The sequence below is a fragment of the Micromonospora sp. L31 genome (assembly GCF_052068075.1).
GTDB lineage: Bacteria > Actinomycetota > Actinomycetes > Mycobacteriales > Micromonosporaceae > Micromonospora > Micromonospora purpureochromogenes.
Map to the genome: position 1 here is coordinate 42,084 of NZ_JBQHDC010000013.1, position 26,124 is coordinate 68,207.

Genomic DNA, 26,124 nt, shown 5'->3' on the forward strand with positions numbered 1-26,124 from the left:
GTCCGCTTCGTCGGCCCAACGGTGCGGGCGGCGGGGGTGTGGGCACGGCGTTTTCCGGTCGGTGGGTCGGGAAATCGGCGGCCGGGGAAACGACCGGACCGCCGAGAGGAGCACCCGTGCCGTACCAGGGTCTGCCCGTCACCGTGCGGGACCGGCGCCCGTCCGTCGCCGGTGCGCCGTTGTGGTGCGACGCGCACGAGTACGGGCTGACCGGCGACGGGGTGACCAACGACCAGCCGGCGCTCGCCGCCCTGGTGGACCGGCTCGGCGACGGGTACGCCGCCGACGGGCGGGCCCGGGTGATCTACTGCCCGCCGGGGATCTACTCGATCCGCGACGCCGGCACGGTGTGGCGCAGCGGGGTCTCGCTGATCGGGGCCGGCTCGGCGGCGACCCGGTTCCTGCTCAGCAACGAGGGCAACCGGTCGGACCCGACGCCGCTGGCCTTCTGGACCACCCTGCAGCACGGCGCGGACCGGGACCGGCACATCGCCGACTGCACCTTCGCCGACTTCGAGATCGACGGCTCCGGCGTGGCCATGGCCGAGTACAACTACCTGGCCAAGGGGCTGGGCCTGCAGTACGTGGTGCGCGGGGTGTTCCGCAACCTCTACATCCACCACACTGCGGCGAGCGGGCTCGGCTGCGACTTCCGCCAGGACGGCATCATCGACGGCGTGGTGGTCGTCGGCTGCGGCCGGCTGGACAACGGCGAGGAGATGGGCGGGGCCGGCATCGGCATCGGCATCGGCGGTTGGGGCACCGTCGAGCGGCTCACCATCGCCAACTGCACCGCGCTGGGCAACGGCACCAACGGCATCTTCCTGGAGTTGCAGAAGGACTACTGGCCGCCGCCGCGCGGCTACCGGATCGTCGGCTGCCACAGCCAGGGCAACCGGTTCGGCATCTCCGACTGGGGCGCCGACGGGCTGATCGTCACCGGCTGCACGATGACCGGCAACCTGGAGGCGGGCTTCGACGTCTCGGCCAACGGCACCTCGGGGGTGGCCGGCCGGGGTGGGCTGCTGACCGACTGCGTGATCGACGGCAACGTCCGCGACGGGATCAGCATGGGCAACACCCCCGGCCCGTACACGGTGCGGGGCAACCGGGTCAGCGGCAACGGCGCCTACGGCTACCACGAGCACAACCTGGGCCGGGGCTACCAGGACCCGGCGATGGACGTGGTGATCGAGAGCAACGAGTTCTGGGGCAACGGCCTGGACGGGATCCGCCTCGACCGACCGATGACCGACACGGTGCTGCTCAACAACCGGATCCGCAACAACGGGCGGCAGTGCGCCGGCGCCTGCGCCGGCGGCGGCGAGACGGTCCGGTACAGCGACAAGGCGCTGGTGGACCGCTCGGCGAACTGGCCGTCGGACGGGCACCGGGGCAAGGTGCTGCGGGTGGGCGAGCGGGTGGCCGTGGTGGCCGCCAACACCGCCTCCGAACTCACCCTCGCCCCGGTACGCCCGGACGCCTACAGCGGTGACACCCCGCTGCCCGGGACGGCGTACGAGCTGCCCGCCGCGCCCGGTACCCGGGCCGGGATCACCATCAACGCGGCCTTCGACTCGGCGACGATCCGGGGCAACCGCGTCTGGGACAACCACGACCCGAGCACCCAGACCCACGGGCTGTGGATCACCGAGCGGGGCAGTTGCGTGGCCTGCCGGGTCGAGGACAACGACCTCGCCGGCAACGCCGAGAGCGCCACCCGGTTGGACACCCCGCCGGTCGGCGGTCGGTGGGACCGCAACCACGGCGACCAGGACTGGGACTGAACGACCCGAGTCGGTACGCCGGGGACGCGGACCACCCAGGCTTCCTGTTCCGGGACGGCCGGGCCGCGAATTCGCGGCCGAGCACACCGGCGACCAAAAGCCCAGCCGTTTCCGAGCATTTCTCGCGAAAGTGCGCCGCGGCCCGAGAAGCGCCGTACAGAATGTGGCCAAGGGAAATGGAAACGGGGGGCTGAATATGGATGTGAGGCGGCGACTGACGCTATTGGCGGTGACCATCGCAGCCACACCGTTGATCCTCGGCGGATGCACGGCGGACCGGAAGGAGGCCACCGGCTCGGGGCCGGGCAGGGCCCAGGACCCCGCGGTCACCGTGACCCCCGCCGACCGGGCGAAGGACGTCCCGGTCAGCGCGGAGGTCGGGACGAGCGTGAGCCACGGGAAGGTCACCGGCGTCAAGCTCACCGACGACAAGGGGAAGCAGGTCGCGGGGGAGCCGCGCGAGGACGGGTCGAGCTGGGTGCCGAGCACTCCGCTGGAGAACGGCCGGACCTACACCGCGGAGGTGACCGCCACCGGGAAGAAGGGGCGGACCGCCGTCGGGCGGACGACCTTCACCACGTCGCCCAAATCGACCAGACAGGCGATACAGAGCACGTTGTATTTCGCCGGAAATCAGACGTACGGCACCGCGATGCCGGTGACCGTCGCATTCGATCCGCCAATTCCCAAAGAGGCTCGGGCGGCCGTGCAACGGCGATTGTTCGTGAAGACCGACCCGCCGCAGCCGGGTACCTGGTCATGGATGGGGGACGGCAAGCAGGTCGAATACCGGGCACCGGATTTCTGGAAGCCCGGCACGAAGATCAGCGTGCGGTCGGGACTGGCGGGACTCCCGATCGGCAAGGAGTTCATCGGTGACGACGACCGCCGGTCCACCTCGAAGATCGGCCGACAGGTGGCCCTCGAGATCGACAACGCCACCAAGCAGATGTCGGTCCTGCAGGACGGCAAGCTGGTCCGCAAGATCCCGGTGAGTATGGGCAAGCCGAGCACCCCGACCTCGAGCGGCAAGATGGTGATCATGGAGAAGCACGACTTCACCACGTTCGACACCCGGGGTTCGGCCGACCCTTACGTGGTCGACGTGGAGGACGCCCAGCGGCTCACCTGGGGCGGCGAGTTCATCCACGCCGCGCCGTGGTCGGAGGGGGATCAGGGCAACATCAACGTCTCGCACGGCTGCACCAACGTGTCGGTGACGGCGGCGGACTGGCTGATGGGCATCACGAAGGTCGGCGACCTGGTGACCATCAAGGGCACCGAGGTGCAGTTGGACCAGGGCAACGGCTTCACCGCCTGGAACGTCAGCTGGGACGAGTTCGCCAAGGGCAGCGCGCTGCCCGTGCCGCCCGGACTGAAGCCGGCGCCCACCCTGAGCCCGGGGCACCCGGGGGCGGTGGCGGGGGGATCGTCGCCCGCACCCGCGCCGTCCGCCAGCGGCGGCTGAGACCAGAGGGAGGAACGACCGGGGTACGACCGGCCCGCCGCGCGGCGGGCCGTTCGTGCGTCGGCCCGGGCAGGATCGGGGCCGGTGCCCGGTCGAGGTGGGCACCCGGCAGCTCGGACGGCCTCCCCGAAGGGCTCCCGAGCCCCCGTGTGCGGCGGCACGGCCGGCGACAATCGGGCCGGGTGAGGCGGACCTCAGGTGAGGTCGACGCGGGCGATGGCGGTGCCGACCAGGCTGCCCAGCCAGAGCCGGTCGCCGTGCTGCCGGACCCCGGTGATCATCCAGTAGGCGCCGTCGGGGCCGTGCAGCGTGCGCAGCACCGTCCCCTCGCCGTCGACGAGGGCGACCAGCCCGTACTTCTGCGGCTGCGGTCGTACCGCGTCGGGCAGCAGCGCCACCAGCTGGCGCAGCCGGGGGTGCGGCAGCAGCCGCTCTACGACCGGCAGCCGGGGGCTGGGCAACGCGATCCAGTACGTCCCGTCGCCGACCGCCGTGAGGTTGTCCGGGTACGCCGGCAGGTCGGTGAGCACGGTGACCGCCCCGTCGGGCAGGGCCACCCGCACCAGCCGGTGGGTGCTGGTCTCCACCAGCATCAGCGCCGACTCGTCCGGGGTCAGCGCGATCCCGTTGGGGAAGTAGAGCCCGTCGGTCACCACCTCGGTGCGCCCCGAGCGCGGGTCGTAGGCCAGCACCCGCCCGTTGGGGCGGTGTTCCAGCAGGTCGTGCTTCCAGTGCGAGAGCGGGTACCGGTCGGAGGAGTCGGTGAAGTAGACCGTGCCGTCGCGGGCCACCGTGGCGTTGTCGGCCAGGTGCACCGGCGGCGCGCTGCCGGTCAGCTCGTGCACCGCGCCGTCGGGGGTGACCCGCAGCAACCCCCGGTACGCGTCGCAGACCACCAGGCTGCCGTCGCGCGGGTCCAGCTCGATGCCGAGCGGCCGCCCGCCGGTCTCGGCGAGCAGCCGGGGCGCGGTGCCGGCGGGCGCGTCGGCGGGCCACCACCAGAGCCGCCCGTCCTCGTCGCCGCTGACCACCCGCCCGTCCGGGTCCACCAGCACGTCCTCCGGCCCGTGCGCGCCGGGCGGCAGGGGCAGCAGCTCGACCGCGTCGAGCCGCCGGTCGGTGGCCGCCCACACCCCGGCCAGCGGGGGCGGGACGGTGGCCGGCTCGCGGACGGGCCGGATCAGGCGGGGCGGGCGGGGGCGCTGGCGCGGGACGACCATCGGGTCATTGTCACCCGCCGATCCCGGTCCCGTCCCCCCGCCGGGCGTGTCGCGCCGGCGGCGCATCGTCCCTGAGACGGATCGGGGACTCCCCCGGGGGCGACCCTGGGCGTACCCGGATTCGGTCCGTCGGACGGCGGAAATGTCGGTGGCCGGGGCTAGATTCGTCCGTATGGGACAGCGGGGTGACCGGCTCCACGTGCAGCTCAGCGTGGGTGACGACGTGGTCGGGGTGCGAGTGGTCGGCGAGGTCGACGTCGCCTCGGTCGGTGTGCTGCGCGCCGCGCTGTGGGCCGCGCCGGCGCGTCCGGTGCTGCGGGTCGACCTCTCCGGTGTCCGGCTGCTCTCCGCCGCCGGGGTCCGCGCGCTGGTCGCCGCGCACCTGCGGGTGCGGGCCCGGGGCGGCGAGCTGGTGTTGGCCGACCCGGATCCGGTGGTCGCCCGGGTGCTGCGGGCCACCGGCCTGCACCGGGTCGTCCCCGTCGTGCAGAGCCTGCCCACTCCGCCCTGCCCCCGCGGCGAGCTGGTCGCCTGCGCCTGAGGCGCGCCGTCGCCGTCGCCGGCACGGCACCGCCCTGCACCCAATGGTGCGGGGCCGCCAGCACGGCACCGACCCGCAGCCGTTGGCGCGGGGCCGCCGGCGTGGCGCCGACGACCCCGCCTCCGGTCAGCGGACGCCGAGCAGGTCGACGACGAAGACCAGCGTCTCGTTCGGCTTGATGACGCCGCCGGCGCCACGGCTGCCGTAGCCCAGATGCGGCGGGATGGTCAGCCGGCGACGGCCGCCGACCTTCATGCCCACCACGCCCTGGTCCCAGCCGGCGATGACCTGGCCGCCGCCGAGCGGGAACTCGAACGCCTCGCCCCGGTTCCAGGACGCGTCGAACTCGCGCCCGGTGGAGTGGGACACCCCGACGTAGTGGACGTTGGCGAGCTGGCCGGGCTGGGCTTCCGGGCCGTCGCCCACGGTGATGTCCTCGATGACGAGGTCGGCCGGGGGCGCGCCCTCGATCGGGCCGATCTCGGGCTTTCCTGCCTGGGGCATGTTCATCTGCTGATCTCCTGCCGTTCTGGCTCGATCGTCCGGTCGGTTCCGATCCTGCCGGATCGCGACCCACCGATCCCCGGCAGTCCCGCGGACGGCGCGCCGTGTGCGACGGCGGCCCGGAAACGCCGCAGGGCGCGCCACCGGTCGGTGGCGCCCCCTGCGGGTCGGTGCGGTCACTTCAGCCAGCCGTACCTCCGGACGACGGGGAGGTTCGCCCAGACCCGACCGAGGCCGAGGGTGTTGCCCGCGCCCACCAGGGCCAGACCGGCGAGCACCGCGGCGTAGATCAGGTGGTCGTCCATGAAGAGGTTGTTCTCGGGAGGCAGGACGGCGGTCCACATCAGCACCATCAGCAGCACGCCGGTCGTGGCGGCCAGTCGCATCCCGATGCCGAGCAGCAGCGCCACGCCGATCCCGGCGAGACCGGCCATGAACAGCCAGTCGGCCCAGGTCGCGCCGGCGATGTCCTGGTAGATGCCCTGGAACGGGCCGGCCGCGCCGAAGGTGAGGAATCCCTTGGTCGGGCTGCCGCCGTTGATCCAGGCGTTCTTCGCCTCGGTCTCGTGGCCGAGGCCGAAGGCCTTGTCCAGGAACGCCCAGAGGAAGATCCAGCCGAGGGCGATCCGGGTGCCGGCCCAGACGAACCGGGCGGCGCGCTCACGGGGGGTCTCGGCCGCCGGAGCGATGGTGGTGGCGGTGGTGGTCCGCTCGATCGTCGCGGTCATGGTGTCCACGTCCCTTCTCTGCCTGGCACCGCGCTTTCCGGTGGCACATTCATTGCACCGCCGCCCGGCGGTCGCGGGCAGGGCCGGTCGGGCCGTCCCGGACCGGGACCTTGGACCCCGAACGCGGCCTCGACGGCGGGACCTTCGGCCCCCGTCCGACCCGGTCCACCGCCTCTGCCCCCGCTGGTCGGCGCCGCCATACCGTGCGGATGCAGACCAGCCGAGGAGGTCGTGATGAGGACGTGGCAGGTGGGCGACGTGATGACCCGGGACGTCGCGACGGTGGGGGAGGAGACCCCGTACCGCGACATCGTGGACGTGCTGATCCGGCGGGGGATCAGCGCGGTGCCGGTGGTGGACGGGTTCCGGCGGGTGCTGGGCGTGGTGTCCGAGGCCGACCTGCTGCACAAGGTGGAGCGGGCGGGCAACCCGGACGAGCGCCGGGTCTTCGAGGGCCGGCGCCGGCGGGTGGCGCGGGAGAAGGCCGGCGCGCTGGTGGCGAAGGAGTTGATGACGGCGCCGGCGGTCACCACGTACCCGGAGTCGCCGTTGCCGGCCGCGGCCCGGCTGATGGACCGGGAGGTCGTCAAGCGGCTGCCCGTGCTCGACGACCTCGGCCGGCTGGTCGGCATCGTGACCCGCGGCGACCTGCTCCGGGTGCACCTGCGCAGCGACGCGGAGATCCGCGCGGACGTCGTGCAGGAGGTGCTGCGGCGGGTGCTCGCCGTGCGGGACGGACTGGTCACCGTGCGGGTCCGCGACGGTGAGGTGACCCTGGACGGCCGGCTCGACCGGCGCAGCGCCGCCGACCTCGCGGTCCGGCTCGCCGGGCAGGTCAGCGGTGTGGTCCGGGTGGTCGACACCATCGGGTACGACGTGGACGACACCGTCCTGGTCGAGCTGCCCCCGGCTCGGGTCACCCCGGTCGCCTGAACCGCCGCCCCCGGGGGCTCCGCCCGGGTCTAGGCCGGGTGGGTCACCGGGTCGGCGAGCTGGGCGGCCAGCAGCCCGGGCGCCTCCGCCAGCGACGGGCCGTACCAGGTGAGGTGGCGGCCGGAGACCAGCGCGCAGGGCGTGCCGGGGAACGCCTCCGGGCCGTCGGCGGCGGTGAACGCGTACGGCTCGTCGGGGAGCACGACCAGGTCGGGTTCCCGGGCGCGCAGCGCGTCGAGGTCCGGGCGCGGGTACCGCTCGGCGTCGTCGGCGTACAGGTTCGCCACGCCGAGCCGGCGCAGCACGTCCCCGGCGAAGGTGTCGCCACCGAGCACCACCCAGGGCCGGCGCCACACCGGTACGACGGCCCGGCGCGGCACCGGCGACGGCGTGGCCGGGGTGGCCCAGGCGCGGCGGGCGGCGGCGAGCCAGTCCGGTTCGGCGGCCACGCCGAGCGCGGCGAGCAGGTCGGCCAGCTCGGTCAGCGCCTGCGGCACGGTACGCGGGTAGGTGACCCGGACCGGCACCCCGGCCGCGACCAGCGCGTCGGCGTCGGCACGCCGGTTCTCCTCCACGTTGAGCAGCACCAGGTCCGGGCGCAGGGCGAGCACCCGGTCCAGGTCCGGGTACTTGCTGCCGCCCACCCGCGCCACGTCGAGCCCGGCGGGGTGCGTGCACCAGTCGGTCGCGCCGACCAGCACCTCCGGCACGGTCACCGCCACCGCCTCGGTCAGCGACGGCACCAGCGAGACCACCCGCACGGCGTACCTCCCTCCCCGGCACGGACCGCGCCGGTCCGACCCATCGTCCCCGCGGGGGCCGGCCCCGTCCGGCCGGCCCCCTTGCCGCTCTTCTACAACGTTGTAATACTCGGGTGGTCCGGCACCCCGAGGAGGACCGATGACCGCCCACCCCACCCCGACCGTCCAGGACGAGACCCCGGTGGAGGCGCTCGGCGACCTCTACCGCGACGGCATCACCGCCTGCCGGGGCGGGTTCGGCGTCGACTGGGTCGACCAGGTCGGCGAGGACATCGACGCGGCCTTCCGGGAGGCCCGCTCCCGTCCGGACGGCGCGGTCGGCCGCGGCCCGAACCGCTGGTACGTCGAGATCCACCCCGAACAGCTGCGCGGCTTCGCCGACCTGGTCACCCACCCCTGGGTGGTGGCGGTCTGCCGCGCGGTGCTCGGCCCCGACTACGAGATCGTCGAGCTCGGCTTCGACATCCCGTTCCCGGGGGCCGTCATGCAGCCCTGGCACCGGGACTTCCCGATGCCCGAGCAGACCCGACGCCAACGGCGACTCACCTCGCTCGCGTTCAACCTGACCACCGTGGACACGGTCGAGGAGATGGGCCCGTTCGAGATCGCCCCCGGCACCCAGTGGGACGACGGCGCCGACTTCGACCACGGGATGTTCCCGCCGAAGGAGCGTTACCCCCGCTACGCGCAGCGGGCGGTGCGCAAGTACCCGCGGCGCGGCGACATCTCGGCCCGCTCGGCGCTGACCGTGCACCGGGGCACCCCGAACGTCTCGACGCTGGCCCGGCCGGTGCTGGTGCTCGGCGTGGACGCCCCCGGCGCCGGCAACGCCGAACGGCACGACATGGCGGTCACCCGGGAGTACTGGGACGGGCTGCCCGAGCTGGCCCGCGCCCACCTGCCGTGCCCGGTGGTGGAGCGACTCACCCCGATCCGGCAGAAGCACACCATCGAGGGCCTGGTGATGGGGGCCGCCTGAGCCGCCGGCGCCGACCGGCGGGGCCCGGATCCGACCGCACCGGTGAGGCGACGAGCAGGGTCGACGCCCTAGACTCGGCCGGTCGACCGACCACGTGAGGATCCGGCACCACCATGACGCGTACCGCCACCGACGACGGTTCCCGGCTGCGGCCGCTGCCGCTCGACGATGCCGCGCTGCCCGTCCGGGCCGGTCAGGTGGTGCACGCCGGTCGCCGGCTCGGCGACCTGGTGACCCGGCGCCCGGAGGGCATCACCGGGCACCAGTGGAGTTCGGCGACCCGCGAGGAGTTCGACCACGTGGTCTGCGCCGCCGACACCGGTCGGCCGCTCTTCGCCGTCGTGCTCGGCGCGCCGGCGCCGCCCGGCTCGGCCCGGCAGCGCGCCGAGCGGATGCGCGACGCCGTCTGCGCCGCGGTCGACCTGCCCGTGCTGCGGATCGAGTCGCCGACGTTGCGGTCCGCCGCACACGGCCCGCGGATCGTCGGGTACGTCATCGACGCCCGCGCGTACGCCGGCCCGTCCGCCGGCCAGCACGGCGACGGGTACGACAGCGCGGTGGCCTTCCGCGACATCGTCGGTCGGCTGCCCGACGGCCGCACCGGCCCGGTCAACGACCTCGGGGCGCTGACCCGCGCCGCCGCCGTCGACGCCTACGTGTCCCGGCGGCTGGCCGACCCCATCGTGCGCGGGCTGCACGTGCGGTGGCGGGACGGGGCGGCCGAGGGCTGGAGCTGGGTCGAGGTGCGGCCCGGTAGCTGCCTGGTCGAGCGGGTGACCGTTCGCGAGCACCGCTTCTGGTGCGGAGTGGACGCCGCCCGGCTGGCCGAGGATCTGGCCACCGTCGCGGTCGGGGAGCGGCTGCGGGCGCTGGAGCCCGACGAACCGCCGCTGGTGGACCGGGCCGAGCTGCGGCGGGAGATCCGGGGGCTGCGCGCCCGCCGGGACGAGCTGGTTGGCGGCTTCGCCTTCGACCACCTCTGCGTCGACTGACATCCGACCGCAGCGTCCATCCGACCGCAGCGTCGCCCCGCGGTGACTCCGCGTCTTTCGCAGAACCCCGATCGGGCCGTCGTCACCGGCCCGTTCCGAATTCCTCGATCCGCGTTGAACCATCGCCCGCGGCGCTCCGTACCTAAGCGGGAATGGACACAGTTCTTCCCAGCCGCGCCACCCGACGCGGCGGACGGTGCGGAAAGGGCATCGTCGGCCATCGACGCGCGACCGGAACGTCGCAGTGATCCGACGGGCGTCCCACCCCGAATTCCGTTCGCCCGACGGGGTCACGAGTCAGGTACCGGATCGAGAAGGAGAGCAATTCGATGCGCAGGTCCACAGGGGCGCGCCGGTCATCCGGTAACGCGCGGAGCAAGCGGCTGCTGGCGGCGGTCGGCGCGCTCGCGGTCTTCGGCGGTATCGCCGCGGTGACCCAGATCTCGTCGGCCCAGGAGAATCGGCGGACGACGACCCGCAACGTCTCGTCCGCCTGCGTGGCGCCGAGTCCCGGCGCCACCTCGCCGAGCGGTCGCGGCAGCACCACGCAGACGTGGCAGAACGGGCGCTGGGTGCGCAACCACTGGGGCGACGGCCAGATGTCCGTCGCCGAGTGCCAGGCCGTCAAGGACGGCAACGCGCCGGTGACCACCGTCGCCTCCGGCGTGGTCTGCCCGGACGTCGCCGGCAAGCTTCCCCGCGTCCCGGACCGCGCCCGGGCCGAGGTCGACCGGAACCTCGCGCTGTTGCAGACCCAGATCGCCGAGGCCGACCGGCGGCTGGCCGCCGAGGGCCGCAACGGGCAGACCTTCATCAACAACGCCATCCTGCGTCCGCTGGAGGACAAGCGGCGCGCGACGTTGAACCGGATCACGACCACCATCGACCGGGTGGGTCCGCGCCCGCAGGGTCTGGACCAGCTCGCGAAATGCACCGTCGCCGCGAACAACAACAATGGCGGCGCCAATGGCGGTCAGACCGGCGCCCCGACCGCCGCCCCGACCAATGGTGGTCAGAACGGCGGACAGAACAACGGTGGTCAGAACGGCGGCGGAAACAACAACGGCGGAAACAATCTCGGCGTGCTGGCCAAGGACTGCACCAACAGCGACCTCCAGCCGCACGACGGTTTCCAGAACGGTAACCGGTGCGTCAGCACGGCCTTCGGTGAGGTCGGCGCCGCCGCCAACAACCCGTCCCTGCTGATCACCGAGTTCCCGGAGCAGGTGCAGCGCAACCAGCCGTTCGCGCTGCAGGTCTCCACCCGGAACCTGATCCGCGACCGGTTCCTCGCCGCCGGCCAGGGCGGCTACTACCTGGAGAGCTCGGTCCTCAACGGCCAGGGGCTGACTCGCGGTCACTTCCACACCGCGTGCCGGATGCTGCAGAGCACCGATGAGGCGCCGTCGAACCCGCAGGACGTGCCGGCGTTCTTCGTCGCCACCGAGGACGGTCGCGGCGGTGGCCAGGCCGACGAGGTGACCATCCAGATCCCGGGCCTGCCGCAGTCGGGCACGGCGCAGTGCGCGGTCTGGGCCGGTGACGGCTCGCACCGGGTGCCGATGATGGAGCGGGCCAACCAGACCCCCGCCTTCGACGTGGTGCGGATCGAGGTCGACTGACCTGTCGTACGACACCGTCGCGGGCCGTCCGGAGAGATCCGGGCGGCCCGCGACGTATCCCCGGACCAGCGCCGCAGCCGGGGCGCGTAGCGCGGTGCACCGGCGTCGCCGAGCCGGGCCGGCGGCCAGGTTGCCGGCGGGCCCGGTCCACCGGCCGATCGGGACCGTGGCGAGGGGCCCGGCTCGGCCGTAGGGTCGGTGGATGTCGGACACCCGTTTCCCGGTCCTGCTCGACGGCCCGGGCAACCAGGTCGACGACCCTCGGGAGCTGCTGGTCGGCTATCTCGACTGGTACCGGGAGGCGCTGGCCCGCAAGACCGCCGGCCTCTCGGCGGAGCAGCTGCGCGGTCCCGTCGACGGGCTCGGCTGGGCGCCGCTCGGGCTGGTGCGGCACCTGGGCTGGGTGGAGCGGCGCTGGATCCGGTGGGGCTTCGCCGCGGAGCAGGTCGCCCCGTGCCCGCCGGGCGAGGACGACGCCGAGTGGCGGGTGGACGCCCTGTCGACGGAGCAGGTGTGGCGGGCGTACCGGGCGGAGGTGGCGCACACCCGCCGGATCGTCGCCGGGGTGCCGCTGTCGCGGCGGGCCGCGCTCGGCGGCCGGTTCCAGGCCGCCGCGGACGCGCCGTCGCTGGGCCGGATCCTGTTCCACCTGCTTCAGGAGTACGCCCGGCACCTGGGTCAGCTCGACGTGGCCCGACAGTTGCTCGACGGGGTCACCGGCGAGTGACCGGGCGTCGCGCACCGACCGGGGAGCGCCACCGGGTGAAAATTGTGAACGCGGCGAAAAGCGTAGGGGCCACGCTGATTTCTCAGCGTGACCCCTGCGCGGCGGATCGTGATGCCCCCGGCGACGCCGGTCAGCGGTTCTTCCACGCCTCCACGACGTTGACCGGGATGCGGCCCCGCTCGGAAATCTCGTAGCCGTTCTTGGCGGCCCATTCCCGGATGGCCCGGTTCTGCTCGCGGTCCATTCCCGAGACCGCGGCGCGAGCCGGGCGGCGGACCGGGCGACCGGCGTCCACGTTGCCCCGCCCCATTCGCCTGCCAGCGCTGATGTACGGGTCGAGCGCCTTGCGCAGGACCCCCGCGTTCTCGTCGGAGAGGTCGATGGTGTACGCCACCCCGTCCAGGCTGAACTCGACGGTCCGGTCGGCCTTTCCGCCGTCCAGGTCGTCGGTCAGAACGGTGATTACTTTCCTTGCCATCGCCATTGCTCCCTGTGTCGGGCGGGGTGTGGTCAAGAGTTTGACGTATCGGCCGGCTAATCCGCAACAATATGCGTCGCTTTCATTTGACGAGTCGCGCCAATCGTGGAAAATCCGCGCGGCCAATGGCGGGCGGCGTCAGTCGGTGAGCAGTCCGGCGTGTCCGGCCAGCGCGGCGGCCTCCGCGCGGCTGGACACCCGCAGCTTGCGCAGCAGCGCGGCGGTCATCCGTTTCACCGTCCGCTCCGAGACGTGCAACTGCTCGGCGATTTCCACGGTGCTGCGACCGGCCGCGATGGAGCGCAGCAGCCGCCGCTCCTCGGAGTCCAGGTCGCCCGAGCTGCTGCGGGCCGGCCGGAGCAGGCCACGCAGCAGGGGGCCGGGCAGCACCGCCCAGCCGTCGAGGACGGCCAGGATCGGGGGGAGCAGCTCCTCCGGCTCGCTGCTCTTGGGCAGGAACCCCTCCGCCCCGGCGCGCAGCGCCTCCAGCGCGGGCGCCGGGTCGTCCCCGCCGGACATCGCCACCACCCGTACCCGCGGGGTGGTGCGGCGGATGGCGGCGATCGCGCGGATCCCGCCGGGTGGCGGCATGTGCAGGTCGACCAGGGCGAGGTCGGGCTGGGTGCGACCGACCAGCGAGGCGGCGGCGGAGGCGTCGCCGGTGGAGTCGACGACCCGGGCGCGTCCGTCGGTGCTGGCGGGCAGCAGCAGCTCCAGGCCGCGGATGAAGAGCGGATGGTCGTCCACGACGACCAGCCGGATGGGGGCGTCGAGCATGCCTGTTTCCTTCCCGAACGGGTACGGATCATGCGGATTTGTGGGGATAAGAGGGAGTTGGGCGGATGCGTGCGCGACACGGGAACAGGACGCTGGTGCGGCGGGGCCGGCCCGCCAGCCCTGATCAGGGGGAATCGTTCGGCGAACCCGCCGACCCGGGGCTGGTGCTGCGGGTGCTCTGCCACGAGCTGCGCACCCCGGTCAGCTCGCTGGCCTCGCTCACCCGGGCGCTCGCCGAGGACACCGGGCGGCTGGCCGCCGAGGAACGCCGGGCGATCAGCGAGCTGGCCCGCCAACAGGCCGCCCACCTCGACGGATTGCTGCGCGCGGTCACCGCCGGCGGAGGCGCGCTGGCCCCGGCCGTCCGCCGGGACCCGGACGCGCCGCTGGCCGATCTCCTGCCCGTGGTGGCCGCCCTCGTCCCGCCGCACCGGCTGCGTACCCGGGTCACCCGCCGGGCCGGCGGATCTCCGGTGCCGGCGCGGCGGACCCGCCAGGTGCTGGTGAACCTGGTGCAGAACGCGCTGCGGCACGGACCGGCCGACGGGAGGGTCGGGCTCTACGCCGCAGTGCGCCCGGCCGGGCTGAGCATCCTCGTCACCGACCAGGGCCGGTCGACCGACGGTCTCGCCGAGGCGCTGCGCCGGCCCACACCCGGCGGCGGAATGCACGGACTCGGCCTGTGGATCACGCGCCAGCTGGTCGCCGCCGACGGCGGGTCGGTGCGGGCGCACCGGCTGCGTCCGCGCGGAGTGGCGGTGGAGGTGCTGCTGCCCCGGGGCGGCCGCCGACCGGGTTGACCCCCCGGGGCCGCCGGATGGCCCCGACGGGTCGGCGCGGCGGGAACCCCGCTCGGTGTCACCCCGACCGCACCGAGGAGGAAAAATAATGTTCAGCCACATCAAGGACCTGCAGTTCGAGGCCAAGCCGGACGGCCCCGACGCCGCGTTCGCCCGCCGGCTCCAGGAGATCCTGGGCGGCAAGTGGGGCGAGATGACGGTCGCCAACCAGTACCTCTACCAGGGCTGGAACTGCCGGCTGCCCGGCAAGTACAAGGACCTGCTGTTGGACGTGGGCACCGAGGAGATGGGCCACGTCGAGATGATCGCCACGATGATCACGCGGCTGCTGGAGAACGCGCCCCTGTCGTTGCAGGAGGCGGCCGACGACAACCCGATGGTCGGGGCGATCTACGGCGGGTCGAACCCGGCGCACTTCATCCACGGCGGCGGCGGCGCCCTGCCGACGGACAGCAACGGCGTGCCGTGGAACGCGGCCTTCATCACCGCCAGCGGCAACCTGATGGCCGACTTCCAGCTCAACGTCACCGCCGAGGCGCAGGGCCGGCTGCAGGTCTCCCGGCTGTTCCACATGACCGACGACCCGGGCGTCAAGCAGATGCTGCGCTTCCTGCTGGCCCGGGACACCATGCACCAGAACATGTGGATGGCGGCGATCGAGCAGCTCAAGGAGGACGGGCTGGAGGAGATGCCGGTCCCGGACGCCTTCCCCGACTCCAAGGAGTTCACCGAGCAGTTCAGCTACACCTACCTGGACTTCTCGCCGGGCAACGACGCCGCCGAGGGGCGGTGGGCCTCCGGGCCGACGCCCGACGGCAAGGGCGAGTTCCGCTACGACCACAGCCCGCGGGCCCACGCCCCCGAGCCGGTGCTGGCCCCGGGCGACCCGCGTCTGTACGGCACCAACCCGGGCGTCGCCGGCGGCATTGCCACCAAGGTCAAGAGCAAGCTCACCTGAGGTCGCCGCGCCGGGCCGTCCCCGCAGGGACGGCCCGGCGGCACCCGTACGCGCAGGAGGTGCGCTGTGACCGAACTCGTCGTGCGTCCGTTGGCGGACGCCTTCATGCAGGTGGGTGTGTACGTCGCCGTCATGGTGGCGCTATTCGGCTGGCTGCGCTGGCGGTACGGGGACCGGATCACCGACGGGCTGACCCACCGCCCCCGGCTCGGCCCGCTGGTCGGCGCGCTGCTCGGGGTCAGCCCCGGCTGCGGCGGCGCGATCGTGCTGATGCCGCTCTACGCCCGGGGCAAGGTCTCCTTCGGCACGGTGGTGGCCGCGCTGGCCGCCACCATGGGGGACTCGTCCTGGGTGGTGCTGGCCTGGAATCCACTCTTCGCCTTCAAGATCCACATGTTGCTCTTCGCGGTGGGGCTGGTCACCGGGTACGTCGTCGACGCGCTCGGCATCGACCCGGCCCGCCGGCGCGCCCGCCCCGGCATCCCGGCCGTGGTCGCGGCCGTCGGGACGCCGGCCACCGGCGCCGTCCCCGCCGTGGTCGGCCGCGCCGTGCCGGCCGCGGCCACCAGCGCCGCCGTGGCCGCCCCGGTCGGTTCGGCCCTGGCCGGGCCGGTCGACGCGGTTCCGGCCCAGTCGGTGGGCCCGGGCGGCTCCGCCGGTCCGCGATCCCGCGGCACGGTCGCCGGGCGGGCCGGGCTGCTCGACGGGCGGCGCCGGCCCGACCCGGCCACGGCGTTCTGGGGGCTGACCACGCCGGCGTTCGCGGTGTCGGTGCCGGTGGTGTTCCAGATGGTCGACCCCACCGTGCTGACCCGGGCGCTCGGCGGGGTCGACCCGTACCTGGCGCTGGGGGTGCTCGGCACGCTGGTCGCGGTGCTGATCTTCACCGCCGGCCGGGGGCGGCTGGCCGACGACAGCCTGGAGACGGCGTACCCGCAGTCGCTGCGCGAGACGTTGCGGCACAGCGCGCACGAGGCGTCCTTCGTCACCGTCTGGGTTGCCGTGGCGTATCTCGGCTGGCAGGTGGTCACCACCGTCACCGGGTTCGACGGCTCGCAACTGGCGCTGACCGGCCTGCTCGGCGTGCTCGTCGGCGCGGCCATCGGACTGATCCCCGGGTGTGCCGTCCAGATCGTCTTCACCGGGCTCTACGTCAGCGGCGGGCTGCCGCTGCCGACCCTGGTGGCGAACGCCATCAGCCAGGACGGGGACGCGCTGATCCCGCTCGCCGCGCTGCGCCGGCACTCGGCCGCGTTGGCCACCGTGACCACCACCATCCCCGCGGCGGCGGTCGGTGCCGCCCTGCTCGTCCTGCTCTGACCCGGTCGAGGCGGGCGCCGACCCGCCCCGACCAGCCGTACGAAGGAGGCAACCGTGTCACCCCGCTCCGTCCGCACGGCCCGGCGCAAGCTCGCCGTCCTCCTCGCCCTGACCGCCGTCGCGCTGCTGTCCGGCCTGCCCGCCCCGACCGTCGCCGCACTGGCGCTGACCGGCCTCGCCGTCCCGGTGGCCGTCGCCCTCGCCGGTGGGCGACCCCGCGACCTGCTCCCGTCCCGCCCCGCCCGGCGGGGTGGCCTGGGTCACACCCAGGAACAAGGGGAACGCTTTGTGACTTGAGCCTGACACGCTCAACTCAACGCGATAGCAGGTGTTCGATGGCAACTCTTCCGGTACTTCCGCTGACCGACGCCGTCCTGCTGCCCGGCATGGTCATCCCGGTGACCCTCGACCCGACCACCCAGGCCGCGGTCGACGCGGCCCGCGCCACCGGCGACAAGCAGCTTCTCGCTGTGCCCCGCATCGACGGCGAGTACGGCTCCGTCGGCACGATCGCCACCATCGAGAAGGTGGGCCGGCTGCCCGACGGCGAGCCCGCCGCCGTGATCCGCGGCCTCGCCCGGGCCCGGATCGGATCCGGCGTGCCCGGACCCGGCGCCGCCCTCTGGGTCGAGGCGACCGAACTCGACGAACCCGCCCCGGCCGGCCGGGCCCGGGAACTCGCCCGCGAGTACCGCGCGCTGATGACCTCGGTCCTCCAGCAGCGCGGCGCCTGGCAGGTCATCGATGCCATGGAGCGGATGACCGACGTCTCCGAGCTGGCCGACGCGGCCGGCTACGCGCCCTGGCTCACCCTGGCGCAGAAGACCGAACTGCTCGCCGCCCCGGACGTCGTCGCCCGGCTGGAACTGCTCGTCGGCTGGGTGAAGGACCACCTCGCCGAGCAGGAGGTCACCGAGCGGATCAACAGCGACGTCCGCGAGGGGCTGGAGAAGTCCCAGCGGGAGTTCCTGCTCCGCCAGCAGCTCGCCGCCATCCGCAAGGAGCTGGGCGAGGACGAGCCCGACGGCTCCGCCGACTACCGGGCCCGGGTCGAGACCGCCGAGCTGCCCGAGAAGGTACGCGAGGCGGCGCTGCGCGAGGTCGGCAAGCTGGAACGGGCCAGTGACGCCTCCCCGGAGGCGGGCTGGATCCGTACCTGGCTGGACACGGTGCTGGAGATGCCGTGGACCACGCGTACCCAGGACAACACCGACCTGGCCGCGGCCCGCGCCGTGCTCGACGCCGACCACGCCGGCCTGGCCGACGTGAAGGACCGCATCCTGGAATACCTGGCGGTGCGCAACCGGCGGGCCGAGCGCAACCTCGGCGTGGTCGGCGGTCGCGGCTCCGGCGCGGTCCTCGCCCTCGCCGGCCCGCCCGGCGTCGGCAAGACCAGCCTCGGCGAGTCGATCGCCCGGGCGCTCGGGCGCAACTTCGTCCGGGTGTCGCTCGGCGGCGTCCGCGACGAGGCCGAGATCCGCGGTCACCGGCGCACCTACGTCGGCGCGCTGCCCGGCCGGATCGTCCGCGCGCTGCGGGAGGCCGGCTCGATGAACCCGGTCGTGCTCCTCGACGAGGTCGACAAGCTGGCCGCCGGCTACGCGGGCGACCCCGCCGCCGCGCTGCTGGAGGTGCTCGACCCGGCGCAGAACCACACCTTCCGGGACCACTACCTGGAGGTCGACCTCGACCTGTCCGACGTGCTCTTCCTGGCCACCGCCAACGTGGTGGAGACCATCCCCGGCCCGCTGCTGGACCGGATGGAGCTGGTCACCCTGGACGGCTACACCGAGGACGAGAAGGTGGCCATCGCCCGGGACCACCTGCTGCCCCGGCAGCGGGAGCGGGCCGGCCTGACCGCCGACGAGGTCACCGTGGCCGACGAGGCCCTCGCCCGGATCGCCGGGGAGCACACCCGCGAGGCCGGCGTGCGGCAGCTCGAACGCGCGCTGGCGAAGATCCTGCGCAAGGTCGCCGTCGAGCTGGCAGGCGACCCGGCCCCGGTCCGGGTGGACACCGGCAACCTGGCCCGCTACCTGGGCCGGCCGAAGTTCACCCCGGAGTCGGCCGAGCGCACGGCGGTGCCCGGCGTGGCCACCGGCCTGGCGGTCACCGGCGCCGGCGGGGACGTGCTCTTCATCGAGGCGACCAGCATGGAGGGCGAGCCGGGGCTGACCCTCACCGGCCAGCTCGGCGACGTGATGAAGGAATCCGCGCACATCGCCTGGTCGTACCTGCGCTCCAATGGGCGCCGGTACGGGCTGGACCCGAACGCCCTCGCCGGGCGGCGGATCCACCTGCACGTGCCGGCGGGCGCGGTGCCCAAGGACGGCCCCAGCGCCGGCATCACCATGGTCACCGCGCTGGCGTCCCTGGTGACCGGCCGGCCGGTGCGGCCCGAGTTCGGGATGACCGGCGAGGTGACCCTCTCCGGCCGGGTGCTGCCCATCGGCGGCGTGAAGCAGAAGCTGCTCGCCGCCCACCGGGCCGGCCTGACCGAGGTGATCATCCCGGCCCGCAACGAGCCGGACCTGGACGACCTGCCCACCGAGGTCCGCGAGGCGCTGACCGTGCACACCCTCGCTGACGTCGCCGACGTGCTCGCCCTGGCGCTGCGCCCGGCCGACGCCGACACCCTCACCGGTCCGGCGCTCGCCGCCGCCTGACCGGCGCCGCCCGAGGCGGCGGAACACGACGAGGCCCCCGGTCCGACCGACCGGGGGCCTCGGCGTACCTCAGGGCCGGTCGCGGCGGCGCTCGCCGCCGAAGTCCCGGTCGCGGCGCTCGCCGCCGAAGTCCCGGCGCTCGCGCCGGTCACCGCCGTCGAAGCGGCGCTCGCCGCCGCCCTCGCCGCCGTCCCGATCCCGCCGTACGGTGGCCTTGCGGCCCTTGATGGTGCTGCCGCGCAGGCCCGCGATCACGTCGTCGGCGACGCCGACCGGGATCTCCACCAGCGAGAACCGGTCCGCGATCTCGATCGAACCGATGTCCCGACCGTTCAGCCCGGTCTCCCCGGTGATCGCCCCCACCAGGTCCTGCGGCCGGACGCCGGCGCGCCGGCCCAGCCCGATGAAGACCTGCGTGGTGCCGCCGGTGCGCGGCCGGGCGCCGCCACGCCGCTCACCCCGGCCCCCGGTCTCCGGCCGGCCCTCCCGCGGGGCCCGGACCGCGACCTGCGGGATCTCCTCCTCGTCCTCGCTGGTCGGCCCGGCCGCCTCGTGGGCCAGCTTCACCGCCGCCAGCGCGACCTCCATCAGGTCGAACTCGTCGCTGAGCGTCTCGACGATCACCCGGAACGGGTCCAGGTCGTCCTCGAGCAGCGACTCGCGCAGCGCGGCCTGGGTCAGCTCCAGCCGGCGGGTGCGCAGGTCGGCCACCGTCGGGATCTTGTCGATGGTGATCCGCTGCCCGGTGACCCGCTCGATGGTCTTGAGCATCCGGTGCTCGCGCGGCTCGGCGAGGGTGATCGCCACGCCCTCCCGCCCGGCCCGGCCCACCCGGCCGATCCGGTGCACGTACGACTCCGGCGCCGACGGCACGTCGTAGTTGACCACGTGGGTGAGCTGCTCCACGTCCAGGCCGCGGGCGGCCACGTCGGTGGCGACCAGCAGGTCGGCGGTGCTCGACCGCAGTCGACCCATCACCCGGTCGCGCTGCTCCTGGCTCATCCCGCCGTGCAGCGCCTCGGCCCGGTAGCCCCGGCCGTTCATCGTCTCGGTGAGCCGGTCCACCTCCTCGCGGCTGCGGCAGAAGACGATCGCCGCGGTGGGGGACTCCACGTCGAGCACCCGGCCCAGCGCGGCCGGCTTGTGCCCCCGGGCGACGATGTACGCGCTCTGCCGCACCCGGGGCGCCTCGCCGGCGACCGGCTTCTCCCTTCCGATCTGGATGCGTACCGGGTCGGTCAGGTGCTGGCGGGCCATCCCGTCGATCCGGGACGGCATGGTGGCTGAGAAGAGCACCGTCTGCCGCTGCGCCGGGGCGTGCTCCAGGATCGCCTCGATGTCCTCGGCGAAGCCCATGTCGAGCATCTCGTCTGCCTCGTCCAGCACCACCGTGGCCAGCTCACCCAGGCGCAGGGTGCCCCGGGCGATGTGGTCCAGGGCCCGACCCGGGGTGGCCACCACCACGTCCACGCCGGCGTCCAGCGCCCGCAGCTGCCGGCCGATCGGCTGGCCGCCGTAGATCGGCAGCACCCGGGTGCCCAGGTCCTTGCCGTAGCGGTGGAACGCCTCCGACACCTGCACCGCCAGCTCCCGGGTGGGCACCAGCACCAGCGACACCGGGTCGCCGCCGCCGCGCCCGTCCGGCATCCGCTGCAGCAGCGGCAGCGCGAACGCGGCCGTCTTGCCCGTGCCGGTCGCCGCCTGACCGAGCAGGTCCTGACCGGCCAGCAGCGGCGGGATCGCCTCCCGCTGGATCGGGGTCGGCTCCTCGTAGCCGAGGGCCGAGAGCGCGCCGAGCAGTTCGGCGCGCAGCCCGAGATCCGCGAAGGCGGTCGCCTCGTCGGTGCTGTCAGGGTTGGTCGGGTCGGTCGGTGCGGGTGCGGAACTCATGGGCAAAGCTTTTCATCACCGGCCCCGGTCCGCTCCGGCGACCGGCACAACCGTCGTGCGGGCCACTCAAAGGATGGTCAGCACCACGGTGACCCCGACGACCGTGTCGAGGACGGCGCACCATTCGGCGTACCCGCGCGGCACCACCCGCCCGGCCCGGTGGTGCGCGACGTCCCAGGCGGCGTGCCCGAGCCAGCCGGCGGCCACCAGCCAGCGCGCCGGGCCGTCATCCGCGACCGCCGCGAGCCCGGCCAGCGCGGTCCAGCCGGCCAGGCCGGCCAGCTGCACCGGCAGCAGGCCCGGGGTGCGCCACTGCCGGCGGGCGGTGCCGATCAGCAGGTAACCGGCCGGCAGCACGAGCAGCAGCACCGGCGGCGGCACCGTGGGGGAGACCCAGTTGTCGACCGTCATCAGCAGCGCCAGCCAGGTCGGCCAGCGGCGCGCCAGCGCCGCGGCCACCGGGTGCCGGGGCCCCGGCGCCGGGTGCTCGTGCCGGTGCCGCACCGCCACCAGCGCCATCGCCGGGACCATGAGCAGGTGCCCGCCGAGCATCAGCGCGTCCGCGCCGACCAGCCCGGCGGCGAAGGGCACGAGGAGCAGCAGGAACGGCAGGTACATGGCGGCGACCATCTCGGCGGTGGCGCGCGCCGGGTGGCCCCGGTGCCACATCCACGCGGCCATTCCGATCGACATGTCGGTCGCCATCACCAGGGCGGCGACCTCGGGCCGGGCCAGCGTGCCGGCGAGGCCCAGCGCCGCGCCGGCCGTCCGCCAGAGCGGACCGAGCAGCAGCATCCCGAGCACCATGGCGACGGTCATCTCGGCCAGGTGCCGCAGCAGGCGGCGGCCGGGGCGGTCCGCGGGGGTCGGCGGGGACGAGGGTACGGCGAGTGTCTCGGACATGCCTCGACCCTGCCGCCGATTGGCGCTCGGGCGACAGGCGCGACCGGCACGGAAAACCCGTGCGGGGCGCACGGCCCGACCGTGACGTTCCGCAGGGGTGGCCGGGGCCGGCGACGCCCCAGGGCCTGTCTCCTGGATCTTCGCCGGCCTGTGACGGACCCAGGCGACGCCCGGCGGCGTTGGCGGTTCGTCCGGGTACGACACCGGTATCCGAACGAACCGCCGCCTTGCCGGATCGCCGCCTGGGCCTCGTCTCGGCTCGACGAGATCCGGGAGACACGCCCTAGGATCGGCGGACATGACGGTCGGCGCGGCGGTGACGGACCGGCGGCTGCGCCGGGCCCGCGTCGTGACCCTCGGGTCGCTGGCCACCAGCCTCTGGACCAGTCTGCTGCTGCCCGGGATCGGCCTGGCCCGCGAGCCCGACCCGGTCCGGCTGGCGTGCGGCGCGGTGGGCGTGGTCGCGTTCGCCCTCGCGCAGGGCGCGGTGCTGCACGCGGCGGTCACCCCCTGGCTGCACCAGCGGCGGCGCCGCCGGTCCGAGGTCGCGTTCGCCGTCGTCGCGGCGCTCAGCGTGCCGCTGGTCGGCCCGGTGGCGGCCGGCGCCTGGCCGACCTGGGCCTGGCTCGGCGCCTCGCTGATCGGCATGACGCCGCTGCTGCTGCGGCCGGCCGCCGCGCTGGCCGCCGCCGCGGCCACCGTGGCGGTCGCGATCGGCGTGGCCGCCTGGACCGGCGGCGCGCTCGGCACCGCGCTGCTCGTCACCGGCCTGGTCGGCGGCGGGACCGCCGCCGTCAACCGGGTGCAGGTCTGGTTCTGGGACCTGCTCGTCGAAGCCCGGCAGGGGCAGGCGGCCCGGGCCCGGCTCGCCGCCGCCGAGGAGCGGCTGCGCTTCGCCCGGGACGTGCACGACCTGCTCGGGCACGACCTGACGGTCATCGCGCTCAAGGCCGAACTGGCCGCCCGACTCGCCCCGGTCGACGCCGGCCGGGCCGGCCGGGAGGCCGCCGAGGTGCAGCGGCTCGCCGGCACGGCGCTGCACCGGGTCCGCGCGGCGGTGCACGGCTACCGAACGGTCGACCTCGCCGAACAGCTCGCCGCGGTGGCCGAGGTGCTGCGCTCCTGCGGGGTGCGGTGCGACGTCGTGCCGCCGCCGGCCGACCTGCCGGCGGGCGCCGCCGCCGAGCTGGCCGCGGTGCTGCGCGAGGCGGGCACCAACGTGCTGCGGCACAGCCGGGCCGGTTGGTGCCGGATCGAGATCACCCGGGAGGGCGACGTGGCCACGATGACGGTGCGCAACGACGGAATCGGCGCGGACGCCGGGCCGGACCGGCACAGCCACGGGCTGCGCGGCCTGACCGAGCGGCTGGCGGCGGTCGGCGGCGGGCTGCGTACCGACCGGGCGGGCGGCGTCTTCACCCTCCGGGCGACCGTGCCGGTGACCGCGTGATCCGGGTCCTGCTCGCCGACGACGAGGAGCTGATCCGGCAGGCCCTCGCCGCCCTGCTCGGCCTGGAGGACGACCTCGAGGTGGTGGCGCAGGCCGCCGACGGGCGGAGCGCGCTCGACGCGGCGCGGGCGCACCGGCCGGACGTCGCCGTGGTCGACCTGGAGATGCCGGCGCCGGGCGGGATCGAGCTGGCGGCGGAACTGGGCCGCGCCCTGCCCTCGTGCGCGGTGGTGATCCTCACCGGCCACGGCCGCCCCGGCCACCTGCGGCAGGCGCTCACCGCCGGGGCCCGCGGCTTCCTGCCCAAGGGCGCCCCGGGCGGCGCGCTCGCCGACGTGATCCGCCGGGTCCACGCCGGCTCCCGGTACGTCGACCCGGCGCTGGCCGCCGACGCGCTCACCCTGCCGCCCTGCCCGCTGACCCCACGGGAGCTGGAGACGCTGCGGCTGGCCGAGTACGGCGCCCCGGTCGCGGTGATCGCCCGGCGTACCGGGCTGGCCGCCGGGACGGTCCGCAACCACCTGTCCGCGAGCGTGCAGAAGCTCGGCGCGGCGGACCGGGCCGAGGCGGTGCGGATCGCCCGCGAAGCCGGCTGGCTCTAGGCCGCGACCGCCGCCCGCGCCTCGTCGAACAGCGCCGGCCCGGCGTACGCCACCGGCGGCGCCGCCTCCGCCGGTCGCAGCCCGGCCAGCTGCTCGGCGCTGAGCGCGTAGACCACCCGGCCCAGCCCGGAGCGTTCGATGGCGGTGGCGCACATCCCGCACGGCTGGCAGCTGGTGTACATCGTGGCGGGGCCCGCCTCGTCGGCGGCCAGCCGCCGGGCCGCCCAGCGGGCCAGCTTCAGCTCCGGGTGCGCGGTGATGTCGTCGTCGGTCCGCTCGGTGTTGACCTCCTCGGCCAGCACCCGCCCGTCGGCGGCGACCAGTAGCGACCCGAACGGGCCGTCCCCGGCCGCCCGGGCCGTGCCGGCCAGCTCGATCGCGCGGCGCAGGTGTCGTTCGTCGGTCTCCGTCAGCACGCCCACCCCACCCCGTTTCCCCGGCCGCGGGTGATCACACACCCACTAGCCTGGCGGGCGTGCGTACGGTCGAACTGCTCTGCTCCCCACCGCTGGAGGGTACGGTGCGTGCCGCCTGGGACCGGCTCGCCGCCGCCGGACTGCCCAGCCTGGCCCGCAACACCCACCACACCAACCGGCCGCACCTGACCATCGCCTCGGTGGACGCGTTCCCGCCCGGCGCCGCCGAACGCCTCGCCGACCTCTTCGACGCCGCGCTGCCCCTGCCGGTCCGGCTCGACCGGGTCGAGGTGCTCGACGGCAGCGCCCCGCTGGTCTGGCTGGTCCGCCCCACCCGCGAGCTGACCGCCCTGCACGCCGCCGTCTGGGACGTGCTCGTCGGCGCCGACGGGCAGCACCCGTGGCACGCCCCGGGGCGGTGGATCCCCCACCTGAGTCTCGCGCTGCGCTTCCGCGACAACGACCGGCGGCTGGCCCGGGCCCTGGCCTGCGTCGACCGGCCGGCGGGGGAGTTCGTGGCCGCTCGCAGCTACGACGGCGACAGCCGGACGGTCAGCCCGCTGGGAAGGGTCTCTCCGGCGAACTGACGCCGGTCGGTGGTTGCCCCCGGCGCTCCCGCCGGCCTGGACCCGTCGGCGGCGCCCGCTGCCACCCGTTCGACAACCCCACCGACCCGGCCGGCTTCGCCGTGGCCGGACGGCCCGCACGGTGCGCTGAGCCGACATCGGGCGACCGCCCGCCGACCGGCGGGCGGCCCCTCGGCCGGTGCGCGTACCCCTTCGGCGACGGCGCGGACGGCGGGCCGGGCCCGCAGTCGCCGATGACCGAGCGTGGTGATCGACGTCACCCGCCGTGCGGTCCGCGAGGGTCCGGCCCGATCGACCCGACGGGGGAGGATCACCACAGGGACGGGCTGAAGGGCCCGCGACGGTGCAGGAAGGATCAGCATGAACGACCGCGGAACCGTGGACATGTGGTTCGACCCGGTCTGCCCCTGGGCATGGGTGACCTCCCGCTGGCTGCTGGAGGTGGAGCGGGTCCGCCCGGTCGACGTCCGGTTCAACGTGATGAGCCTCGCGGTGCTCAACGAGGGCAACGACGACGTGCCCGAGCCGTACCGGGACCGACCCGACGAGTACTTCGAACTGCGCCGTCGCTCCTGGGGGCCGGTGCGGATCTGCGTCGCCGCCGCCCAGGCCCACGGACAGGGCGTGCTCCGCGACCTCTACACCGCCTTCGGCACCCGGATCCACCCGGGCGGGCAGCCGCTCGGCGACGCGCTCAACCGGGCGGCGCTGGCCGACGCCGGCCTCGACCCGGCCCTCGCCGCCGCGGCGGAGAGCACCACGCACGACGACGCGGTCCGGGCCAGCCACGACGCGGGGATGAAGCCGGTCGGCACGGACGTCGGCACCCCGGTCATCCACGCCCCGGGCCCGGTGGCCGGGGAGACCGTGGCGTTCTTCGGCCCGGTGGTCACGCCGGCGCCGCGCGGCGAGGCGGCCGGTCGCCTCTGGGACGGGGTGCTCCTCGTCGCCGGCACGTCCGGCTTCTACGAGCTCAAGCGCAGCCGCGACCTCGGCCCGTCCTTCGACTGACCGA

25 protein-coding genes and 1 pseudogene are annotated in these 26,124 nt (G+C 74.5%); 17 read left to right on the forward strand and 9 right to left on the reverse strand.

Translation table 11 applies throughout. The annotated features are described in order from the left end of the window. The first annotated feature begins 116 nt into the window (after positions 1-116). Positions 117-1,787: a right-handed parallel beta-helix repeat-containing protein gene (locus ACTMS9_RS26780; RefSeq protein WP_441166292.1), complete on the forward strand. Its 1,671-nt coding sequence runs from the start codon at positions 117-119 to the stop codon at positions 1,785-1,787. A 196-nt stretch (positions 1,788-1,983) separates the two neighbouring features. Then, positions 1,984-3,255 carry an Ig-like domain-containing protein gene (locus tag ACTMS9_RS26785; protein WP_441148769.1) on the forward strand — a complete coding sequence of 424 codons (1,272 nt, stop codon included), beginning with the start codon at positions 1,984-1,986 and terminating at the stop codon, positions 3,253-3,255. 194 nt (positions 3,256-3,449) lie between these two features. On the opposite strand, the gene ACTMS9_RS26790 is transcribed toward ACTMS9_RS26785, so the two are convergent. After that, entirely contained in the window at positions 3,450-4,475 is a 1,026-nt protein-coding gene (locus ACTMS9_RS26790) for an SMP-30/gluconolactonase/LRE family protein (protein ID WP_441148734.1), read from the reverse strand. A 172-nt stretch (positions 4,476-4,647) separates the two neighbouring features. Here ACTMS9_RS26790 and ACTMS9_RS26795 point away from each other — a divergent pair, with 172 nt between their 5' ends. Further along, positions 4,648-5,016 (forward strand): STAS domain-containing protein, encoded by a 369-nt coding sequence (locus ACTMS9_RS26795; RefSeq protein WP_357618940.1) that lies wholly within the window; start codon positions 4,648-4,650, stop codon positions 5,014-5,016. Between the two features lie 126 nt (positions 5,017-5,142). On the opposite strand, the gene ACTMS9_RS26800 is transcribed toward ACTMS9_RS26795, so the two are convergent. Together ACTMS9_RS26800 and ACTMS9_RS26805 are read right to left on the reverse strand one after the other, a co-directional pair. Continuing rightward, the gene (locus ACTMS9_RS26800; protein ID WP_238452105.1) at positions 5,143-5,520 is read right to left on the reverse strand and encodes an FKBP-type peptidyl-prolyl cis-trans isomerase; all 378 of its coding nucleotides are present in this window, start codon (positions 5,518-5,520) and stop codon (positions 5,143-5,145) included. A gap of 176 nt (positions 5,521-5,696) precedes the next feature. Beyond that, positions 5,697-6,248: a hypothetical protein gene (locus ACTMS9_RS26805; protein ID WP_441148732.1), complete on the reverse strand. Its 552-nt coding sequence runs from the start codon at positions 6,246-6,248 to the stop codon at positions 5,697-5,699. 234 nt (positions 6,249-6,482) lie between these two features. Here ACTMS9_RS26805 and ACTMS9_RS26810 point away from each other — a divergent pair, with 234 nt between their 5' ends. After that, entirely contained in the window at positions 6,483-7,181 is a 699-nt protein-coding gene (locus ACTMS9_RS26810; protein WP_441148731.1) for a CBS domain-containing protein, read from the forward strand. A gap of 29 nt (positions 7,182-7,210) precedes the next feature. On the opposite strand, the gene ACTMS9_RS26815 is transcribed toward ACTMS9_RS26810, so the two are convergent. Next, positions 7,211-7,942 carry a helical backbone metal receptor gene (locus ACTMS9_RS26815; RefSeq protein ID WP_441148729.1) on the reverse strand — a complete coding sequence of 244 codons (732 nt, stop codon included), beginning with the start codon at positions 7,940-7,942 and terminating at the stop codon, positions 7,211-7,213. Positions 7,943-8,081: 139 nt separating this feature from the next. On the opposite strand from ACTMS9_RS26815, the gene ACTMS9_RS26820 reads away from it, so the two are divergent. The 4 genes from ACTMS9_RS26820 to ACTMS9_RS26835 all read left to right on the forward strand — a co-directional run bounded on the left by ACTMS9_RS26820 (position 8,082) and on the right by ACTMS9_RS26835 (position 12,262). Then, positions 8,082-8,921, forward strand: a complete 840-nt coding sequence (locus ACTMS9_RS26820; protein ID WP_441166293.1) for a phytanoyl-CoA dioxygenase family protein — start codon at positions 8,082-8,084, stop codon at positions 8,919-8,921. Between the two features lie 113 nt (positions 8,922-9,034). Further along, positions 9,035-9,913 carry a hypothetical protein gene (locus tag ACTMS9_RS26825; protein ID WP_441166294.1) on the forward strand — a complete coding sequence of 293 codons (879 nt, stop codon included), beginning with the start codon at positions 9,035-9,037 and terminating at the stop codon, positions 9,911-9,913. A 329-nt stretch (positions 9,914-10,242) separates the two neighbouring features. Next, on the forward strand, positions 10,243-11,535 hold the full coding sequence (locus tag ACTMS9_RS26830; protein WP_441148726.1) for a hypothetical protein: 1,293 nt from the start codon (positions 10,243-10,245) through the stop codon (positions 11,533-11,535). A 202-nt stretch (positions 11,536-11,737) separates the two neighbouring features. Further along, entirely contained in the window at positions 11,738-12,262 is a 525-nt protein-coding gene (locus ACTMS9_RS26835) for a DinB family protein (protein WP_441166295.1), read from the forward strand. A gap of 130 nt (positions 12,263-12,392) precedes the next feature. Here the strand turns inward: ACTMS9_RS26835 and ACTMS9_RS26840 are convergent, their stop codons facing one another. Beyond that, on the reverse strand, positions 12,393-12,740 hold the full coding sequence (locus ACTMS9_RS26840) for a histone-like nucleoid-structuring protein Lsr2 (RefSeq protein ID WP_238450399.1): 348 nt from the start codon (positions 12,738-12,740) through the stop codon (positions 12,393-12,395). Between the two features lie 138 nt (positions 12,741-12,878). Further along, on the reverse strand, positions 12,879-13,517 hold the full coding sequence (locus ACTMS9_RS26845) for a response regulator transcription factor (protein ID WP_441166296.1): 639 nt from the start codon (positions 13,515-13,517) through the stop codon (positions 12,879-12,881). Positions 13,518-13,582: 65 nt separating this feature from the next. On the opposite strand from ACTMS9_RS26845, the gene ACTMS9_RS26850 reads away from it, so the two are divergent. From ACTMS9_RS26850 to lon, 5 genes are all read left to right on the forward strand, one after another. Continuing rightward, a complete protein-coding gene (locus ACTMS9_RS26850; protein ID WP_441166297.1) occupies positions 13,583-14,317 on the forward strand; it encodes a sensor histidine kinase in 735 nt (244 codons plus the stop codon). Between the two features lie 88 nt (positions 14,318-14,405). Continuing rightward, complete coding sequence (locus ACTMS9_RS26855; RefSeq protein ID WP_358006137.1) at positions 14,406-15,275, forward strand: manganese catalase family protein; 870 nt, start codon at positions 14,406-14,408, stop codon at positions 15,273-15,275. Between the two features lie 66 nt (positions 15,276-15,341). Then, positions 15,342-16,595 carry a putative manganese transporter gene (locus tag ACTMS9_RS26860; protein WP_441148722.1) on the forward strand — a complete coding sequence of 418 codons (1,254 nt, stop codon included), beginning with the start codon at positions 15,342-15,344 and terminating at the stop codon, positions 16,593-16,595. Positions 16,596-16,649: 54 nt separating this feature from the next. After that, positions 16,650-16,892 (forward strand): hypothetical protein, encoded by a 243-nt coding sequence (locus ACTMS9_RS26865; RefSeq protein ID WP_441148721.1) that lies wholly within the window; start codon positions 16,650-16,652, stop codon positions 16,890-16,892. Positions 16,893-16,930: 38 nt separating this feature from the next. Continuing rightward, a complete protein-coding gene (gene lon / locus ACTMS9_RS26870; RefSeq protein ID WP_441148719.1) occupies positions 16,931-19,261 on the forward strand; it encodes an endopeptidase La in 2,331 nt (776 codons plus the stop codon). Positions 19,262-19,396: 135 nt separating this feature from the next. Here lon and ACTMS9_RS26875 read toward each other — a convergent pair. Both ACTMS9_RS26875 and ACTMS9_RS26880 read right to left on the reverse strand, forming a co-directional pair. Next, positions 19,397-21,151, reverse strand: a pseudogene (locus ACTMS9_RS26875) (DEAD/DEAH box helicase); the annotation flags it as partial. A gap of 66 nt (positions 21,152-21,217) precedes the next feature. Beyond that, the gene (locus ACTMS9_RS26880) at positions 21,218-22,054 is read right to left on the reverse strand and encodes a hypothetical protein (protein WP_441166298.1); all 837 of its coding nucleotides are present in this window, start codon (positions 22,052-22,054) and stop codon (positions 21,218-21,220) included. 298 nt (positions 22,055-22,352) lie between these two features. Here ACTMS9_RS26880 and ACTMS9_RS26885 point away from each other — a divergent pair, with 298 nt between their 5' ends. Further along, positions 22,353-23,504, forward strand: coding sequence for a sensor histidine kinase (locus ACTMS9_RS26885; protein ID WP_441166299.1), 1,152 nt, complete (start codon positions 22,353-22,355; stop codon positions 23,502-23,504). Then, positions 23,501-24,106, forward strand: a complete 606-nt coding sequence (locus ACTMS9_RS26890) for a response regulator transcription factor (RefSeq protein WP_441148716.1) — start codon at positions 23,501-23,503, stop codon at positions 24,104-24,106. The genes ACTMS9_RS26885 and ACTMS9_RS26890 overlap by 4 nt, the downstream gene beginning before the upstream one ends. On the opposite strand, the gene ACTMS9_RS26895 is transcribed toward ACTMS9_RS26890, so the two are convergent. Further along, the gene (locus tag ACTMS9_RS26895) at positions 24,103-24,522 is read right to left on the reverse strand and encodes a nucleoside deaminase (protein ID WP_441166300.1); all 420 of its coding nucleotides are present in this window, start codon (positions 24,520-24,522) and stop codon (positions 24,103-24,105) included. The genes ACTMS9_RS26890 and ACTMS9_RS26895 overlap by 4 nt on opposite strands. Before the next feature lie 59 nt (positions 24,523-24,581). Here ACTMS9_RS26895 and ACTMS9_RS26900 point away from each other — a divergent pair, with 59 nt between their 5' ends. Further along, on the forward strand, positions 24,582-25,109 hold the full coding sequence (locus ACTMS9_RS26900; protein WP_441148714.1) for a 2'-5' RNA ligase family protein: 528 nt from the start codon (positions 24,582-24,584) through the stop codon (positions 25,107-25,109). Between the two features lie 360 nt (positions 25,110-25,469). Then, positions 25,470-26,120 (forward strand): mycothiol-dependent nitroreductase Rv2466c family protein, encoded by a 651-nt coding sequence (locus tag ACTMS9_RS26905; RefSeq protein WP_154936510.1) that lies wholly within the window; start codon positions 25,470-25,472, stop codon positions 26,118-26,120. The last annotated feature ends 4 nt before the right edge of the window (positions 26,121-26,124 follow it).